This window comes from Paeniglutamicibacter sp. (genome assembly GCF_046714615.1).
Classification (GTDB): domain Bacteria; phylum Actinomycetota; class Actinomycetes; order Actinomycetales; family Micrococcaceae; genus Paeniglutamicibacter.
The window spans coordinates 1-16,516 of record NZ_JBKKAP010000152.1; the positions used below are offsets into that span (position 1 = coordinate 1).

Here is a 16,516-nt window from a genome sequence, read left to right on the forward strand (position 1 = left end):
GCGGGGGGGCCCCCCCCCCTCGCGCTTGTGGGGGGGTATTGGGGGGGGGGGCGGGGCGCCGCCCGGGTTTGGGCGCCCCGAGGCGGGAGGGGTGGCCACCGCCTGCCCGTACACGGCACCTGGCCCATGTCGATTTGTGGTGCCCGGCGCTACGGGAAATATCGCATCCACCGTGAGGCGCTGAAGACACGGGAAAGAAGTCGGGGAAAACCCGTACGAAACGTGGACAACCTTAGTAGTATTAATTATCTAGATAAATTTTTGACTTAGTCCGCATTTTGGCGGCGTGCGTCATGAGCCCATCGCACCTCCACAGAAAGGCCACGACATGGACCCCTCAATCCCGTGGGCAACCGCCAATTTCTCCCCGGCACAGCGTGCCGAACGCTGCCATCCTGTGGGGGAGTGGGCATGCTGAGCGGCGGCAAGGAGTTTCCAGGCTCATGGCAACGGGCGCTGTTGCCGCTGAGCCTGCTCGACGCGCTGGAAGCGGGCCCCAACCACGGGTATGCGCTGGCACAATTGCTTGAAGCCCGCGGATACTCGCCCATCAAGGGCTCCACGCTCTACCCGGCCCTGGTGAAACTCGAGGCCGCAGGACTCATGGACAGCATCTGGGAAGACGGCGATGGCGCCCCTGGGCGCAAGGTCTACACGCTCACCGGCACCGGCCGCGGGCACCTGGCCTCCCAGCGCGAGCTCTGGGCCTTCTTCCAGGACGCGGTGCTGCGGCAATGAGCGGAAGAACGAAGTTCGATGCCCACATGCCCCGCCACCGAGCACGCTTGCACCTGTCAACACCCGGAGGACGAGCATGAAACACCAGGGGAAGCGCCCGGGTCCCTGGGATGCCGAGGTCGAATTGTGGCCGGAACCGGATCGACAGTGGGCAACACGCGCGGGCCTCGCCATGACCTGGTTCGACGCCGAAGACGCCGCGATTGTCCCGATACTGGCCGAGGTGCGGGAAAGCGTTGCGGCCAGCGGCCAGGGTCCCGGTGAACTCTTCGGCGAGCCAGAGGCATACGGGCGGAAGATGGCGAAGGGACTCAGGCCGGCAGGGATGGTGCTGGAAGGGAAACTGCTGTTCAGGACTGTCGGCGGCGGGCTCAAGATCGCGTTGTTGTCGCTGGGCGCGTTGCTGCTCGCCATCGGACTGTGGGTTTGCCTCGACGACGGCTGGGTCGCCCACAGCCTTGCCGGTCCGGGACTTCTGCTCTTCGTGCTGCTGCCAGGCTTAATGGGTCTCGCCGTGTGGGGGTGGGTAATCCGCACTCGGGGGCGTCTGCGTGCGGCACTCGTGACGTGGGGCGGCGCCGCGTGTGGTTTCGCGGGCGCGATCTGGTTGATGACGGTCCTCGACGACTACGACTTCGTCGGGCCCGCCAATTGGGTGCAGCCCGTGGCCGGCATCGCCCTGGCTGCCCTCGGGTTGCTTCTTCCCGACTCGCAGCCCCCGGCCCTGCCCGACGACACCGGATGGGACGACGGACGCTGGTTCGCCCACGCCGAGAACCTGCTGCGCGGCAGGTACCATTTCACGCGGGTTCAGGCGCGGGAAGGGCTTCGTGAGGCAAGGCAGCATCGGGCGCTGGCCGGGCGCGCCCGATCCGCCGCATCCGAATTCGGCCACGTGGAGGTGTTTGCCGCCCAGCTGGCGGCCCTCGATGATCGCGCCATCACACGCAGCATCGTTCTTCGCCGGCTGGCACATCTCGCCGCGCTCCTGTGGTTCCTGGCCTTCTTCATCGTGCCGGACTTCGTGGAGGACGCAGTGACGTGGAAGACCATTCTCCAGGCGGCGCTATGGACCGCCTGGTTGTCCTGGCTCCTCGCTTCGTGCCGTAAAAAGACCATGCAGACCGACGCCACGAGGCTCAAGCGCAGTCGCGATTCCGATGCCCGGTCGCTGCGTGTGTCCCCAGCGGACGACTGATTGCGCTGCGTCGGCGCGGCTACCCGGGCAGGTCTTCGGTGTCGACGATGAGCGTGTAGGGGCCCGAATTCACCAGCGACACCTCCATCATCGCGCCAAACACGCCGGACTCGACGTGGGCGCCGAGCGCACGAAGCTGTTCCATGAACTCCTCGTACAGCGGCTCGCTCACTGCGCCCGGGGCCGCGGCAGTCCATCCGGGGCGACGCCCCTTGCGCACATCCCCGTAGAGCGTGAACTGGCTGATCACCAGCAGCGGGGCCCCCAGGTCCTCGCACGACTTCTCACCCGCCAGCATCCGCAACCGCCACACCTTGGCCGCCAGTTTCGCAGCCAGCGCGGGAGTGTCGCCGTGCGTCACGCCCAGCAGCACCACCAGGCCGGGGCCGTCGATCTTGCCGACGACCAAACCCTCCACCTCGACCGAGGCCCGGGAAACCACCTGCAACACAGCCTTCATGCATCCACCTTCACATCGTTGTCCAGCGCTGCGGCGCCGTTCGCCGCCCAGGCGCCGCCGGACGTACCGACCCTACCGGTTTGCACAACTTCGGACACATTCTGGAGAACGCCAGGGCAACCACTCACTTCCCCGCACAGCTGGCGCCATTTCGGGGCACGCAAGGCCCAAAAGGCGGACACTGGTCGACATGGGCACACCACTATCTGCGGCACCGACGGCGCAGACCACCACCGCGGGGCTTGGCCGGAAAATGGCCGCCGCGGCACTTGCCCTGTCCGAGGTCACCGACGAGCTGGGACGGGTGCCGCTTGACGCCGCCGCCAGCGCGGCGGTGATGGGCCTGCTGGAACGCACCCACCGCACCATCGCCTATGGCCAGCTCGTGGTCACCCGGCGTGCCGAAGCCGCCGAAATCCACCGGTTGGATCCCTTCCTCGCCCAGGAAATCGATGAGCTCGTGGCCCACCCCGAAGACCTGGCCAACGGCACCGCCACCATCCCGCCGGAGCGACTGCGCCCCGGGATGGCGCCGCACCGCAACATCCTGGCCTACATGCAGGCGCACCTGCATATTTCCAGTAGCGATGGCCGTCGTCGCATCACCGGAGCGAAGCTCCTGGTCGCCTCGGCCAGACCCGCGGACGACGCCGGCGGATCCCCGGTGGCACCCAACTACCCAATCCTGGCCCGGGCCGCGGCCGACGGCAGCGCGGACGTCGGCAACCTCGCTTCGGTCGCGGGCCGACTGGAATCCATGCAGCCGCGCATCAAGCCCCGCGCCGACGCGGACAAGGTCAACACCGCCATCGAGGAATCCCTGGTCCATGAGGCGCGCAACGGTGAGCCAAAAATGTGCGGCAAGGCCCTGCAGGACTGGGGCAGCTTCCTGGCCGAGCACGGCACTCCCCTCAGCGACGAGGAAATCCGTGCCAAGCGCGGTTTCTTCTTCCGGGGCTTCCGCGACGGCAGCGATGAATACCTGCTGCGCTGCGACCCGATGGACTCCGAGGCGATCCTCGCCTTCTGCGAGGCCTGGACCAACCCCCGTTCGCTGAAATCCCCGCCGTTCTCGGCATCGACCAACCCGGACCCAACAGCGTCCGGCCCGGAAAACGCCGTCCCGGACGTCGAGGATGTCTCGGCCTCGGGCACTCCCACCTTCTCCCCGGCCGGCGCACCCGCACCGGAGTGGGCCAGGCCCGCAGGCGCTGGAACCGATGGCATGCCGTTAAGCGAACTGGCCTGCGGACTTCCCCCTGAGGGCTCGGGGCTCGCTGGATTGACGGACCGGGACCCACGCACCAGCCCGCAGCTGCTGCTCGATGCCCTGGTTGCGGCATGCTCCGGTGCGTTGAACGGAACCGACATCAGCGAAACCGGCGGCATGCGGGTCAAGATCGGGGTGCTGATCGGCTACCGCAGCTTGCTGGGCCAATGTGATGAAGCTGGATTGACCGCCCACAACCGCCCCGTCTCCGCGGCCAACATCAGGAGATTGGCCTGCAATGGCGACATCCTGCCGGCGGTCATGGGAGAAAATGGGGCAGTACTTGATCTCGGCCGCGAGGTCCGCGGCTTCTCCAAGGCCCAGCGCAAAGCCATTGCCATTCGGGATCGCGGGTGCATAATCCCAGGCTGCACACGCGCGGCCTCAACTTCCGAATGCCACCACGTCATACCCTGGCTCGAAGGTGGCGATACAAGCGTGGAAAATTCGGCCCTATTGTGCGAATATCACCACATCCAAGTACATGCCGGACTTATCACGCTGAAATCGATCGATGGCGTTCCCTACGTCATTGCAATCGACGGACAACCACGGGGTGCGCCGCAGCGAAACCTCTATTGGCACCCAGAGCTTCGCACCATCGGGTTCACGGTACCCCTGTTCGATTAGGGCAGACGCCGACCCAATCGCGGCAGCTCGCCGATTGTGCCATGCCAAGCTCCCGGGTGCTGTCTTCCCGCCGGTGGGGTCACCCCCATGCCCCACCGGCGTGTGCGATGTGGCAGCACCCGGGCCACCCCGGCAATGAGGAATCAGGATTGCCCTTCGGCGACGCGGACGCATCCCCAGTCCCGGCAGGCTCCGCGGTCCGGTCAAACCACCGCGGAAGGTGGTCCGGAATCTTCGACGGCAATGCTGAACTAGGCTGGTGGAGTGAACGATCTGCTCAGTGCCTTGGGTGACGACGAGGAAAACGACGAAGAACACGTGCGCCCACGCGCGCCCCTGGCCGTACGCATGCGCCCCCGCTCGGTCGAGGAACTCGTCGGCCAGCAACACCTGCTCAAGGCAGGTTCGCCGCTGCGGCAACTAGCCGGAATCGACGGTCCGGGCCCATCCGGCCCCTCAAGCATCATCCTCTGGGGCCCTCCCGGCACCGGCAAGACGACCATCGCCCACGTGATTGCGCGTGCCCCCGGACGCCGATTCGTTGAGCTCAGCGCCATCACTGCCGGCGTCAAGGACGTTCGCCGCGTCATGGACCAGGCACTGGAGGACCGCGACCTGCGCGGCTTCACCACCGTCCTGTTCCTGGACGAGATCCACCGCTTCAACAAGGCCCAGCAGGACGCACTGTTGCCCGGCGTGGAAAACCGCTGGGTGGTGCTGGTCGCCGCCACAACGGAAAATCCCTCCTTCTCCGTCGTTTCTCCCTTGCTTTCGCGCTCGCTGCTGCTCACGCTTCGCCCCCTGGAAGAGGGCGACATTGCGGCGCTCATCACCCGCGCCCTGGCCGACGTTCGCGGATTCAACGACGAGCTGGTCTTGGAGCCGACGGCACTTGACCATCTGGTGCGCATGGCCGGCGGCGACGCCCGGCGGGCACTGACGGCTCTTGAGGCCGCCGCCGGCGTGGCGTGGAGCGCCGCTGATTCCCACGGCCTCCTGGATCGTCGCTCCGCACAGAAGCAGGACCCTTCTTCCCATGAAACTTCCGACACCCAGGCCAAGCGCAGCCCGGCGGATGAGCATCCGGGCGAAGCGCCGGAAGCCGGCCCTTCGGCTGCCCGCGAAACCGACGGCATCGACGGGGATGGCAACGCCGAGACGGGCACGGGCCAAGTGTCCGAAGCTGTCGTCTCGGACGAGGCGACCGGCAACAATGAGGCCACCGATGGCGGGGGACTGAGCCCCACGGGCCAGATCGTCATCACCATCGAGCACACCGAACGTGCCATGGATGCCGCGGTACAGCGCTATGACAAGGCGGGGGACCAGCACTACGACATCATCAGTGCGTTCATCAAGTCGGTCCGCGGTTCCGACGTTGATGCCGCGCTGCACTACCTGGCAAAGATGCTGGAGGCCGGGGAAGACCCGCGCTTCATTGCCCGGCGCATCATGATCAGCGCCTCGGAGGACATTGGCATGGCCGACCCCACCGCCCTGCAGACCGCCGTGGCCGCAGCCCAGGCAGTGCAACTCATCGGCATGCCCGAGGCCCGACTCATCCTGGGGCACGCAGTCGTGCACCTTGCCACGGCACCCAAGTCCAACGCCGCCTACAACGCCATCAACGCCGCCGTCGCGGATGTCCGCGCCGGGCGCGGCAACGGGGTGCCCATGCATCTGCGCGACGCCCACTATGCCGGTGCCCAGCAACTGGGACACGGCAAGGGCTACCAGTATTCGCACGACGCCCCGCATTCGGTGGCCACGCAGCAATATGCACCGGACGACCTGCTGGGAGTCGACTACTACCGGCCCACCGCCAACGGGGCCGAACGCTCCATCGGCGAACGTGTTGAACGCATCCGCGGAATCATCCGGGCCAAGGACCGCCGGACCAAGTAATCCCACGCGGGCAACGGGTATATCTCACACTCCCATCAACCACCGGGCGTGAACGTTGGGTTTGGCGGCGGTGGTAGGATTGATCCTTGGCTGGCAAGCTGCCCAACCGCAACCCATCCGAAACCTCGGTCTCGGACGGTGCGCAACGGTGCAGTTGTAGTGAATAGGGAAGCGGCTTCCCACAACTCTCCATCATGGAGGCCAGACCCAATGACAGCCGCTCACAAAAGAAAAGGACACTCGTGGCTAATAACACTCGTGCCCGCCGCAAGGTTCGCCTCTCGCGAGCCCTCGGCCTTGCCCTGACTCCCAAAGCTGAAAAGTACATGGAGCGTCGTCCCTACGGTCCGGGCCAGCACGGCCGCGCCCGCAAGAAGCAGGACAGCGATTACGCAGTGCGTCTCCGCGAAAAGCAGCGTTTGCGCGCCCAGTACGGCATCCGCGAAGCACAGATGACCCGTGCCTTCGAAGAAGCCAAGCGCACCTCGGGCATGACCGGTGAAAACCTGGTTGAGCTCTTGGAAATGCGTCTGGACGCCCTGGTTCTGCGTGCAGGCTTCGCCCGCACCATCGCCCAGGCCCGCCAGCTGGTTGTGCACCGCCACATCCTGGTTAACGGCCAGCGCGTTGACCGTCCGTCGTTCCGCGTGTCCGAGGGTCAGCTGATCCACGTTCACGAGCGTAGCGAAAAGATGGGCCCGTTCCAGATCGCCGCTGCAGGCGCTCACCGCGACGTTCTTCCGGCCGTCCCGGCTTACCTGGACGTCAAGCTTGAAGCCCTTCAGGCCAAGCTTGTTCGCCGCCCGAAGCGCTCTGAGGTCCCCGTAACCTGCGAAGAGAACCTCGTCGTCGAGTACTACGCACGCTAAATTCAACGGGTTCACGCCCAACGAATTGAGCTTGCAACACGAAGCCCGTGGCCCTGCGCCGCGGGCTTCGTGTTATCCAAGACGTTTCGGTTCCGTGCTATCGCCAACCTTTCGGTAAGGTGGAAAAGCACATGTCACCAACGGTAGAGGAAAAGCACATGACAGGGTCGGACATCGCCGGACTCATTGCGGCAGGCGTCTTCGCCGTGCTGGTGGCATTGCTTGCCATTCCCATCTGGAAGCTCGGCAAGGTATTCGACGAACTGCGCGCAGCCGTCAGGGAAGTCTCCGATGGCACCACCCCGCTGCTGACCGAGGTCACCAACACCGTGGCAACCACCAATGACCAGCTGCGCAAGGTCGACGGCATCACCTCGCATGTCTCTGACGCGTCGGCCAACATCAGCGCACTGTCCTCGTTGACCGCAGCCACCGTCGGCAGGCCGCTGATCAAGATCGCGGCATTTACTGCCGGGGTTCGTTCGGTCCTTGACACCAAGCCGACCGGCAAGGGACGACGCTCGCGCTGATTCCGGCCCGAAGCATCAGGGACACCGGTCGCTGGCACCTGCAGGTACGTGCCATACAGCAGCTACCGGCAGCGCACGTTCCATCCATCCACGAAACGAGGAAACCGCAGATGAAGAAACTATTCTGGGTCGGCATCGGAATCGGCGTCGGCGTCCTGACCGCCCGCAAGCTTGGCGAAGCCAGGGACCTTGCCAGCTCCGACGGGCTGAACCGCACCGTTGGCCGCATCAGCGATTCGCTGCAGGAACTGGCCGAGGCCTTCCGCACCGGCATGAATGAACGCGAAACAGAATTGCGCCAGGCCCTGGGCCTGGATGAAACACCTGGCCCAAGCCACCACTAGACTTATTTTCGTGGCACGCGTGCCGATGACCGCCGCCATGGCGGTTTCCGGCAGCACGCAGTTCCCCGGCCGAGAGGCCTCGGGGGAGCTGCACATGCATGCCACACCCAAGCACAGCGCCCGTAAGCACGAAGGGATCGAAGAGGAACGATGAAATCGCAGGAAATTGCACGCCGGTGGGTCGACTACTTTGAGTCGAAGGGCCACACCGCGGTTCCCAGCGCCTCGCTGGTCTCCTCCGACCCGTCGTTGCTGTTCACCGTCGCCGGCATGGTGCCGTTCATCCCGTACCTGACCGCCCGCGAGGAGCCGCCCTTCAACCGGGCCACCTCCGTGCAGAAGTGCATCCGCACCGGTGACATCGAAGAGGTCGGCAAGACCGTTCGCCACGGCACCTTCTTCCAGATGTGCGGCAACTTCTCCTTCGGTGACTACTTCAAGGAAGGCGCGATCTCCTACGCCTGGGAGCTGCTGACAAGCTCCGTCGAGGACGGCGGCTACGGCCTGCCCGCCGAGAAGCTGTGGATCACCGTTTACCACGAGGACACCGAGGCGCTGGAAATCTGGCGCGACAAGATCGGCATCCCGGCCGAACGCATCCAGAAAATGGGCAAGGCCGACAACTACTGGTCCACCGGCCAGCCCGGTCCCGCCGGCCCCTGCTCTGAGATCTTCTACGACCGCGGACCCGAGTACGGCATCGAGGGCGGCCCGGAGGCCGACGACACCCGCTACATCGAGATCTGGAACCTCGTGTTCATGCAGTACCAGCGCGGCGAGGGCACGGGCAAGGACAGCTTCGAGATCCTGGGCGAACTGCCCAAGAAGAACATCGACACGGGCCTTGGCCTCGAGCGCCTCGCGCTGATCCTGCAGGGCGTGGAGAACATGTACGAGACCGACCAGGTCCGTCCGGTGCTCGACAAGGCCGCGGAACTCTCGGGCAAGGCTTACACCTCCACCGAGGACCCGAAGGACCCGCACCACGCCGACGACGTGCGCATGCGCATGGTCGCCGACCACATCCGCTCCTCGCTGATGCTGATTTCCGATGGCGTCTCCCCGGGCAACGAGGGCCGCGGCTACGTGCTGCGCCGCCTGATCCGCCGCGCCGTGCGCGCCATGCGCCTGATGGGCGTGGAAACCGCAGTTCTCCCCGAACTCCTGCCGGTCTCCCGCGACGCCATGAAGGGCGTCTACCCGATCGTGGAAACCGACTTCGAGCGCATCGCCCGCATCGCCTACGCCGAGGAGCGCGCCTTCCTGCGCACCATCGCCTCGGGCACCACGCGCCTGGAAGAGGCCCTGGAAGTTTCGAAGTCCAAGGGAGGCTCGCTCTCGGGTGAAGACGCCTTCGCGTTGCACGACACCTACGGCTTCCCGATCGACCTCACGCTGGAAATCGCCGCCGAGGCGGGCCTGGCTGTCGACGAGCCCAAGTTCCGCGAGCTGATGAACGAACAGCGCACCCGGGCGCAGAAGGACGCCAAGTCCAAGAAGGCCGGGCACGCAGACCTCACCGTCTTCACCCAGCTGCACGACGCCGGCGACGTCATCTTCACCGGCTTCGAGGAACTCACCAGCGAATCCACCGTGCGCGGCATCGTGCACAACGGCGCCCTGGTAGAGGTGGCCGAGCAGGGCCAGCAGATCGAATTGGTCCTCAACGAGACCCCGTTCTACGCCGAGGCAGGCGGACAGGCCGGCGACGTCGGGTTGATCACCGGCGACGGCTTCGTGCTCGAGGTGCTCGATGTGCAGGCCCCGATCCGCGGGCTCAACGTCCACCAGGTCATCGTGCGCGAAGGCGAACTGCCTGCGGGTGCCACGGTGCTGGCGGAAGTCGACAGGAACCGCCGCCACTCCGGGGAACAGGCGCACTCCGCCACCCACCTGGTCCACGCTGCGCTGCATGAGATCCTGGGCCCCGATGCCCTGCAGTCCGGCTCCTACAACAAGGCCGGCTACCTGCGCTTTGACTTCTCCTGGTCCGAGGCCCTCTCCAACGCCGCCCGCAACGAGATTGAAGAGGTCGTGAACCTGGCGATCCGCAACAACCACCAGGTCACGACCAACGTCATGCCCCTGGCCGAGGCCCGCGCCATGGGCGCCATGAGCCTGTTCGGCGAGAAGTACGGCAAGTCCGTGCGCATGGTGGAAATCAACGATGCCTGGAGCCGCGAGCTCTGCGGCGGCACCCACGTGGGCGCCACCGCGCAGATCGGGTCCCTGACGCTGCTGGGCGAAGCCTCCGTCGGTTCGGGAAACCGCCGCGTCGAGGCACTGGTGGGCATGGAGGCATTCCGTCACGGAGCCGCCGAACGCGCCCTGGTCTCCGAGCTTTCCTCCATGTTCAAGGTCCCGGCGGCACAGCTCAACGAGCGCATTTCGGACACCGTTGCGAAGCTGCGACACGCCGAAAAGGAAATCGAGAAGCTGCGCGGTGCACAGTTGGCAGCCCAGGCAGGTGCCCTGGTGGCCAAGGCCCGTGACCTCAACGGGATCAAGGTCCTGGCCCACGACGTCGGTGAGGTTCCCTCGGCCGAAGCGCTGCGCACCCTGGCTCTTGACCTGCGCGACCGCCTGGGTTCCGGCGCCTCGACCGTTGCCCTGACCGGCGCGTCCAACGGCCGCCCACTCGTGCTTGTTGCGACCAACGACGAGGCCCGCGCCAAGGGCGCCAAGGCCGGCGCACTGGTGCGCACCGCAGCCAAGATCCTTGGCGGCGGCGGCGGCGGCAAGGACGACGTGGCACAAGGTGGCGGCCAAGACGTCACCAAGACCGCCGAGGCCCTGGAGGCCATGGTCCGTTCGATCCAGGAGCTGTCATAGCCTCGGCGCCCGGGTCTTGGGCACCAACCCCGCGTTCCGGGGTGCTGCTTGGCGTCGACGTGGGCATGGCCCGCGTCGGCGTCGCGGCCAGCGACCGCGACGGGGTGCTGGCCACCCCGGTCAAGACGCTGAAACGCGACGTGAAAAAGTCCAGCGACATTTCCGTACTGGTGAAGCTGGCCGCCAAGCGCGAGGCCGTGCAAGTCTTTGTCGGCCTGCCGCGCTCGATGTCGGGCGGGGAAACCGCCTCCACCGCCATGGCACGTGATTATGCACGTGAATTGGCTAATGCGCTTCTGCGGACCGGATCGGAAGTGGAAGTGCGGTTGGTGGACGAACGACTGACCACGGTCAGCGCCCACCGTTCGCTGCACGAGGCCGGACTGGACGGGCGCAAGCACCGGGCGGTCGTTGACCAAGTCGCTGCGGTGGAGATTCTCCAGCAGGTGCTCGAAATGCGCCGCAACGGACAGCATTCGCCCGGGCAATTGGCGGCCCCCGACGTCCAAGGGCTCGGCGATGACGGCTGATCCGGGACGGTCCGCCGCCTCGCGCCAGGCGCCAGGGCACCCCGACGCCCGCGATATGCCGCCCGGAGACCCCGCTTTGGGTTACGATCGCAACAGATCTCAATCGGCTGAAGAAGTGGGCCCGCGTCGCCCCTCGGCTACTACGTTGCCTGCCGGCAAGGGAGAAAACCGCATGACTAATGAATCGTTCAACGATTCTCCGCGCCACGAATCCGGGGTATCGCCCCGGCGTGCCGCCCGTGCCGCGCGCGAAAAGGCAGAGCACAAGCGCAATGCCGCGCAGCCTCCGGCGCAGGAAGCTTCCCTGCAGCAACCCCCGGAGGGCGACCCCGGTCCGGCAAATGAAGCGGATGGCACCCAGAGCGCCTCCGAGTTACCCGCCCGCCACGGCTCGGCCCACCACTATGCCGCCATCCCTGATGCGGCGGAGGCGTCGGTTCCCGGCGTCGATGATGCGGCCAAGACCGAAGCCGCCCTCAAGGCCTCCGCGAAAGCCGTTGCGGCCGAGGAAGCCCGAATCCTTGCGGCGGTGGAGCGCACCAAGGCCCTCGACGAAGCCCAACGGGCACGCACCCAAAGCGCCCAACGGGCGCGAAAGGAAGCCATCGAGGCCCAGCGCGCCGCGGCCGAACGCGTTCGCCAGACCCTTCGGGCCAACGCCGCCCCGCTTCGCGACAGGTCGGCAGCCGCCCGAAGCGCCACCACCACCAATTCAACCCCCCCCGCACTGCAGGCGGCGGAACGGAACCCGGTCGGGCCAGCTGGGACTCCGCCCTTCGACCAGGATGCCCGCCGGGAGCTGACCGCGGACGAGGCCATCTCGTCGGTCCCCGTAGTCGCCCCGGTCAAGGTTCCCGACTCGGCCGGCACCCGGGTTGCGCCCCCGCTCCCGTCCAAGCCCCCGGTCGTGAATGCGGCCCCGGTGCCGGCACCAACTGAGACCAAGCCCGCGACAATGGCCGGGACAATGGCCGCGTCCGCGGGCCCAACCGCCACCGCCGCGAGCCCGGTCCTGAAAACCTCCGGGCCTTTCCCGATTCCCGCGGTTACGGCCCCCGCTGGTAAACCGCGGCAGCCCGCCGGTGCGCCCGCCGCCCCGGACAACGGCCTGGCACGGGAAAGCACCGCACCGTCCCACGAGGCGGAAGATTTCCACCACCACGAAGCCGACCACCTTCCCGTCGCCCCGCACGAGGGCACGCACAGGGCTTCAATGGCCCATCCGACGGACCCACACGCGTCCTTCGAACGCCAAAACCTGTTCCTGACCTCCACCGCGACCGACAGGCAGGCACGCAAGGCCCGGCGTCGGCGTCGCAACTGGGTCGTGCTGGCGGTGCTCCTGGGCTTCTGCGCCGTGATCTTCGGCATCGTCATCTTCCTCCAGGGCGTCATGGACCGGCTGAGCCCCCAGGACTTCCCGGCACCCGGCGGCGAGGCAGTCACCTTCGAGGTGGAGTCCGGGTGGGGACCCCAGCTAATCGGGCGCGAACTGGAAAGCCGGGACATCGTGGCCAGCGACAAGCTCTTCCTCGAGGCGATCCAACTGGTGGAGACCGAGAGCCGCGAGATCCACCCGGGCACCTACGAGCTGCGCCGCGAAATGCCGGCCCTGGACGCCGCCCAGATCCTGATTGGCGAACCCGCAGCCAAGGTCTCCTACGTGGCCATCAAGCAAAACACGCGCATGAACCAGGTGCTGGAGGACATCGCCACCGCCACCGGCCTGTCGGCCAACGAACTCGCTGCCCTCTCCGAGGACCCCGCGGCCTTCGGCATCACGACCGAGGTGGCGAACCTGGAGGGGTACCTGCATCCGGGGGAGTACCGTTTCCCGCTGGACGTCGACGCCAAGACGGTGCTCAAGACCATGGTCGATGCGACTCTCAAGACGCTGACCGACAACGGCATCACCGACGCGAACCAGCAGTACCACGTGCTGCAGGTCGCCTCGATCCTGCAGGCCGAGGCGCGCCAGAACGACTACGGAACCGTTGCAGGAGCGCTGGAAAACCGCCTGCACCCGAGCAACACCGAAACAAACGGCCTACTGCAGGTCGACTCGACGGTGATCTACGGGCTGGACAGGTACACGCTGCAGATGACCGAAACGGAAAAGAAGGATGCGGGCAACGCGTACAACACCTACATCCACAAGGGGCTGCCGCCCACGCCGATCGGCTCCCCGGGCGACCCGGCGATCCAGGCAGCTGCGCACCCGACGCCAAACGACTTCTACTACTGGGTCACGGTGAACACCAACAGCGGCGAGACGAAGTTCGCCAAGACCTACGCCGAACACCTCGTGAACCAGAATGAATTCCGTGCCTGGTGCGCAGCCAACACGGACGTGTGCAAGTGAGTGGCCCCGCGGCCACGCGCCGCGCTGCTGTGCTCGGGCACCCGATCGGGCACTCCCGTTCCCCGCTGCTGCATTCCACCGCCTACCGGGCGCTGGGCGTTGACATCGCCTACACCGCGATCGACATGCTCCCGGAGGAGGCCGCGTCCTTTGCTGCCCGGCTGCGCACCGAACCCGGCTGGGTCGGCGTCTCGGTCACCATGCCGCTGAAGGCCGCGCTGATCCCGCACCTGGATGTGCTCTCGGAGCGCGTACAGCGCCTGGGCGCGCTGAACACCGTGGTGGTGGAGCACCTTGCCGGCTCCGTGCGGCTGACCGGACACAACACCGACGTCGACGGGATCGTGCGCGCGCTGGACGAGGTGCTGCCCGCGCGCCGCGCCGGCGCCGCGCCCCGGGAACGCCGCGCCGCGATCCTGGGTGCGGGCAACACCGCCCTCGCCGCGCTGGAGGCATGCGCCCTGCTGGGGTACACACACGTGGACCTGGTGGTCCGCAACCGGCAACGCGCCGCTGCCGCACTCGGGTTGGCCCGGACGCTGGGGCTGGCCGGTTCCACAGTGGACCTCGCGCAGGCCACTGACCGGCTGGCGCAATACGAGGCCGTCATCTCCACGCTTCCCGCGCACGCGGCCGACGCCATGGTCGCCACGCTGGGCCTGGACCGGGCGCCTGCCCGGCCCGGCATCCTGGCCCCCGGCGCGGTGCTGCTGGATGTGGCCTACGACCCCTGGCCGTCGGCGATCGCCACCGCCTGGGAGGCGGCAGGCGGCACCGTCGTGTCCGGAATGTCGATGCTGGTGCACCAGGGCGTGGAACAGGTCAAGTACTTTTCAGGAATTCAGGACGCCGACTGGCGCCACGTCACAAATGTGATGTGCGACGCAGTGGGGCTATCCCGGCCCTAATCGGAGCGCGGGTACATGGCAAGATGGAGTGCATGTTGCGTTGGTTGACGGCGGGCGAATCACACGGCCCCGCATTGGTTGGAATTATCGAGGGACTGCCCGCGGGCATTGCCATCTCTTCACAGGATGTGCGCGATGCCCTCGCGCGCCGGCGCCTGGGCTACGGCCGCGGTGCGCGGATGAAGTTCGAACAGGACCAGGTGTCCTTCATGGGCGGGGTGCGCCACGGGGTGACCCAGGGCGGCCCGGTGGCCATCGAGGTGGGAAACACCGAGTGGCCCAAGTGGGAAAAGGTCATGAACCCCGACGCCGTCGACCCCGAGGAGCTGGCCTCGATGGCGCGCAACGCGCCGCTGACCCGCCCGCGTCCCGGACACGCCGACTTCACCGGCATGCAGAAGTACGGGTTTGACGATGCCCGCCCGGTCCTTGAGCGCGCCTCCGCCCGCGAGACCGCCGCCCGCGTGGCGCTGGGCTCGGTGGCCGCGAACTTCCTGGCCCAGCTGGGCGTCGAGCTGGTCTCCCACACCGTCTCGGTCGGCACCGTTGCCTCCCCGGAGAATTCGCCGCTGCCGCGCGCCGCCGACGTGCGCGCGCTCGATGCGGATCCGTTGCGCTGCTTCGACGCCGACACCTCCGAGGCCATGGTCGGCGAGGTCGACGCCGCCCACAAGGAGGGGGAGACCCTCGGCGGCATCGTCGAGGTGCTGGCCTACAACCTTCCCCCGGGCCTGGGCTCCTACGTGCACTGGGACCGCCGCCTTGACGCACGCCTGGCAGGTGCCCTCATGGGCATCCAGGCGATCAAGGGCGTGGAGGTCGGCGACGGCTTCCTCACCGCCTCGCGCCGCGGATCCGCCGCCCACGACGAAATCGTGCGCGGAGAAGACGGCGTCATCGACCGCTCGGGCAACAAGGCCGGCGGCATCGAGGGCGGCATGAGCATCGGGGACGTGCTGCGCGTGCGCGCCGCCATGAAGCCGATCGCCACCGTCCCGCGTGCCCTGCGCACCATCGACACTTCCACGGGCGAAGAAACCACCGCCCACCACCAGCGTTCGGATGTCTGTGCGGTTCCCGCCGCCGGCGTCGTCGCCGAGGCCATGGTCGCCCTGGTGCTGGCCCAGGCCATGCTGGAGAAGTTCGGCGGCGATTCGCTGGGCGAGGTCAAGCGCAACATTGCTTCCTACCTCGACGCCATCCCGGCGAACCTGGACTCGGTCCGCCGTTCATGAGGCCTCCGATCTTCCTGATCGGACCGATGGCCAGTGGCAAAAGCGCGGTGGGTGCCATCCTGGCGCGCCTGCTGGGCACCGAGCTGATCGACACCGACGCGCGCGTTGTAGCTGCCCACGGCCCGATCCCGGAAATCTTCGCCGCCCACGGCGAGGAGGGTTTCCGCCGCTTCGAGACCCAGGCGCTGGCCGATGCCGTGCGCCCGGCCGAAGACAACGACCCCGGGGCGGCCACCGCCGCCCCGGCCGTCGTGGCCACCGGGGGAGGCTCCGTGCTCTCGGCCCAGAACCGGGCGGTCATCGCCGCCGGATTCAGCGTGTACCTGCTGACCGACTCCGCCACCGTCGCCCCGCGCATCGGGGCCGACATGACCCGGCCCCTGCTCGGCGGCACGCCGCTGGAATCATGGAACCGCATCTTTGCGCAGCGCAGCGGGCTTTACGAGGCCACCGCGACATTGCTCATCGACACCCGGGGGAGGACCGCGGAGGAAATCGCCGTATCAATCCTCACTTCCTACCGTGATGCCGGACACTGAAACACCATCTGGGGTGCCTAAACACGTAGGCTTAAGCCCGGCAACGGACGCATTGACGCGCCCCGAGCATGGCTATCAGTCAACCGCGAAGACGGGTTGACGCGTTTTCACTCACGCGCCGATGGCCCGACGCAACGCCGCGCAAGCGGAATGCGGCCCCGGCGCG

General features: G+C 67.0%; 14 protein-coding genes. 13 read left to right on the forward strand and 1 reads right to left on the reverse strand.

Annotated features, from left to right (window positions below):
- The first annotated feature begins 411 nt into the window (after nt 1-411).
- Both ACLQ7E_RS18440 and ACLQ7E_RS18445 read left to right on the forward strand, forming a co-directional pair.
- Complete coding sequence (locus ACLQ7E_RS18440; protein WP_411734037.1) at nt 412-738, forward strand: PadR family transcriptional regulator; 327 nt, start codon at nt 412-414, stop codon at nt 736-738.
- A gap of 76 nt (nt 739-814) precedes the next feature.
- Nucleotides 815-1,936, forward strand: coding sequence for a hypothetical protein (locus ACLQ7E_RS18445; protein WP_411734038.1), 1,122 nt, complete (start codon nt 815-817; stop codon nt 1,934-1,936).
- Nucleotides 1,937-1,955: 19 nt separating this feature from the next.
- Here the strand turns inward: ACLQ7E_RS18445 and dtd are convergent, their stop codons facing one another.
- Complete coding sequence (gene dtd / locus ACLQ7E_RS18450) at nt 1,956-2,396, reverse strand: D-aminoacyl-tRNA deacylase (RefSeq protein WP_411734039.1); 441 nt, start codon at nt 2,394-2,396, stop codon at nt 1,956-1,958.
- Nucleotides 2,397-2,586: 190 nt separating this feature from the next.
- On the opposite strand from dtd, the gene ACLQ7E_RS18455 reads away from it, so the two are divergent.
- From ACLQ7E_RS18455 to ACLQ7E_RS18505, 11 genes are all read left to right on the forward strand, one after another.
- Nucleotides 2,587-4,296, forward strand: coding sequence for a DUF222 domain-containing protein (locus ACLQ7E_RS18455; RefSeq protein WP_411734040.1), 1,710 nt, complete (start codon nt 2,587-2,589; stop codon nt 4,294-4,296).
- A gap of 264 nt (nt 4,297-4,560) precedes the next feature.
- Nucleotides 4,561-6,201 carry a replication-associated recombination protein A gene (locus tag ACLQ7E_RS18460; RefSeq protein ID WP_411734041.1) on the forward strand — a complete coding sequence of 547 codons (1,641 nt, stop codon included), beginning with the start codon at nt 4,561-4,563 and terminating at the stop codon, nt 6,199-6,201.
- A 242-nt stretch (nt 6,202-6,443) separates the two neighbouring features.
- Entirely contained in the window at nt 6,444-7,070 is a 627-nt protein-coding gene (rpsD, locus tag ACLQ7E_RS18465) for a 30S ribosomal protein S4 (RefSeq protein WP_411734042.1), read from the forward strand.
- A 158-nt stretch (nt 7,071-7,228) separates the two neighbouring features.
- Entirely contained in the window at nt 7,229-7,600 is a 372-nt protein-coding gene (locus ACLQ7E_RS18470) for a DUF948 domain-containing protein (RefSeq protein WP_411734061.1), read from the forward strand.
- Nucleotides 7,601-7,710: 110 nt separating this feature from the next.
- A complete protein-coding gene (locus ACLQ7E_RS18475; protein ID WP_217387902.1) occupies nt 7,711-7,944 on the forward strand; it encodes a hypothetical protein in 234 nt (77 codons plus the stop codon).
- Nucleotides 7,945-8,094: 150 nt separating this feature from the next.
- Nucleotides 8,095-10,776 (forward strand): alanine--tRNA ligase, encoded by a 2,682-nt coding sequence (alaS, locus tag ACLQ7E_RS18480; protein ID WP_411734043.1) that lies wholly within the window; start codon nt 8,095-8,097, stop codon nt 10,774-10,776.
- Nucleotides 10,777-10,817: 41 nt separating this feature from the next.
- The gene (gene ruvX, locus ACLQ7E_RS18485) at nt 10,818-11,306 is read left to right on the forward strand and encodes a Holliday junction resolvase RuvX (protein WP_411734044.1); all 489 of its coding nucleotides are present in this window, start codon (nt 10,818-10,820) and stop codon (nt 11,304-11,306) included.
- A 172-nt stretch (nt 11,307-11,478) separates the two neighbouring features.
- Entirely contained in the window at nt 11,479-13,668 is a 2,190-nt protein-coding gene (mltG, locus tag ACLQ7E_RS18490) for an endolytic transglycosylase MltG (protein WP_411734045.1), read from the forward strand.
- Nucleotides 13,665-14,576: a shikimate dehydrogenase family protein gene (locus ACLQ7E_RS18495; RefSeq protein ID WP_411734046.1), complete on the forward strand. Its 912-nt coding sequence runs from the start codon at nt 13,665-13,667 to the stop codon at nt 14,574-14,576. Before mltG ends, ACLQ7E_RS18495 begins: the two co-directional genes overlap by 4 nt.
- A gap of 32 nt (nt 14,577-14,608) precedes the next feature.
- A complete protein-coding gene (gene aroC, locus ACLQ7E_RS18500) occupies nt 14,609-15,811 on the forward strand; it encodes a chorismate synthase (protein ID WP_411734047.1) in 1,203 nt (400 codons plus the stop codon).
- Nucleotides 15,812-15,837: 26 nt separating this feature from the next.
- On the forward strand, nt 15,838-16,350 hold the full coding sequence (locus ACLQ7E_RS18505; protein ID WP_411734048.1) for a shikimate kinase: 513 nt from the start codon (nt 15,838-15,840) through the stop codon (nt 16,348-16,350).
- The last annotated feature ends 166 nt before the right edge of the window (nt 16,351-16,516 follow it).

What these genes read in the sequence shown, in the direction of transcription:
- ACLQ7E_RS18475 (WP_217387902.1), top strand. Translation starts at nt 7,711, where the DNA reads ATGAAGAAACTATTCTGGGTCGGCATCGGAATCGGCGTCGGCGTCCTG.
- ACLQ7E_RS18505 (WP_411734048.1), top strand. Translation starts at nt 15,838, where the DNA reads ATGGCCAGTGGCAAAAGCGCGGTGGGTGCCATCCTGGCGCGCCTGCTG.
- ACLQ7E_RS18455 (WP_411734040.1), top strand. Translation starts at nt 2,587, where the DNA reads ATGGGCACACCACTATCTGCGGCACCGACGGCGCAGACCACCACCGCG.
- ACLQ7E_RS18440 (WP_411734037.1), top strand. Translation starts at nt 412, where the DNA reads ATGCTGAGCGGCGGCAAGGAGTTTCCAGGCTCATGGCAACGGGCGCTG.
- alaS (WP_411734043.1), top strand. Translation starts at nt 8,095, where the DNA reads ATGAAATCGCAGGAAATTGCACGCCGGTGGGTCGACTACTTTGAGTCG.
- aroC (WP_411734047.1), top strand. Translation starts at nt 14,609, where the DNA reads ATGTTGCGTTGGTTGACGGCGGGCGAATCACACGGCCCCGCATTGGTT.
- mltG (WP_411734045.1), top strand. Translation starts at nt 11,479, where the DNA reads ATGACTAATGAATCGTTCAACGATTCTCCGCGCCACGAATCCGGGGTA.
- dtd (WP_411734039.1), bottom strand. Translation starts at nt 2,396, where the DNA reads ATGAAGGCTGTGTTGCAGGTGGTTTCCCGGGCCTCGGTCGAGGTGGAG.
- ACLQ7E_RS18470 (WP_411734061.1), top strand. Translation starts at nt 7,229, where the DNA reads ATGACAGGGTCGGACATCGCCGGACTCATTGCGGCAGGCGTCTTCGCC.
- ACLQ7E_RS18445 (WP_411734038.1), top strand. Translation starts at nt 815, where the DNA reads ATGAAACACCAGGGGAAGCGCCCGGGTCCCTGGGATGCCGAGGTCGAA.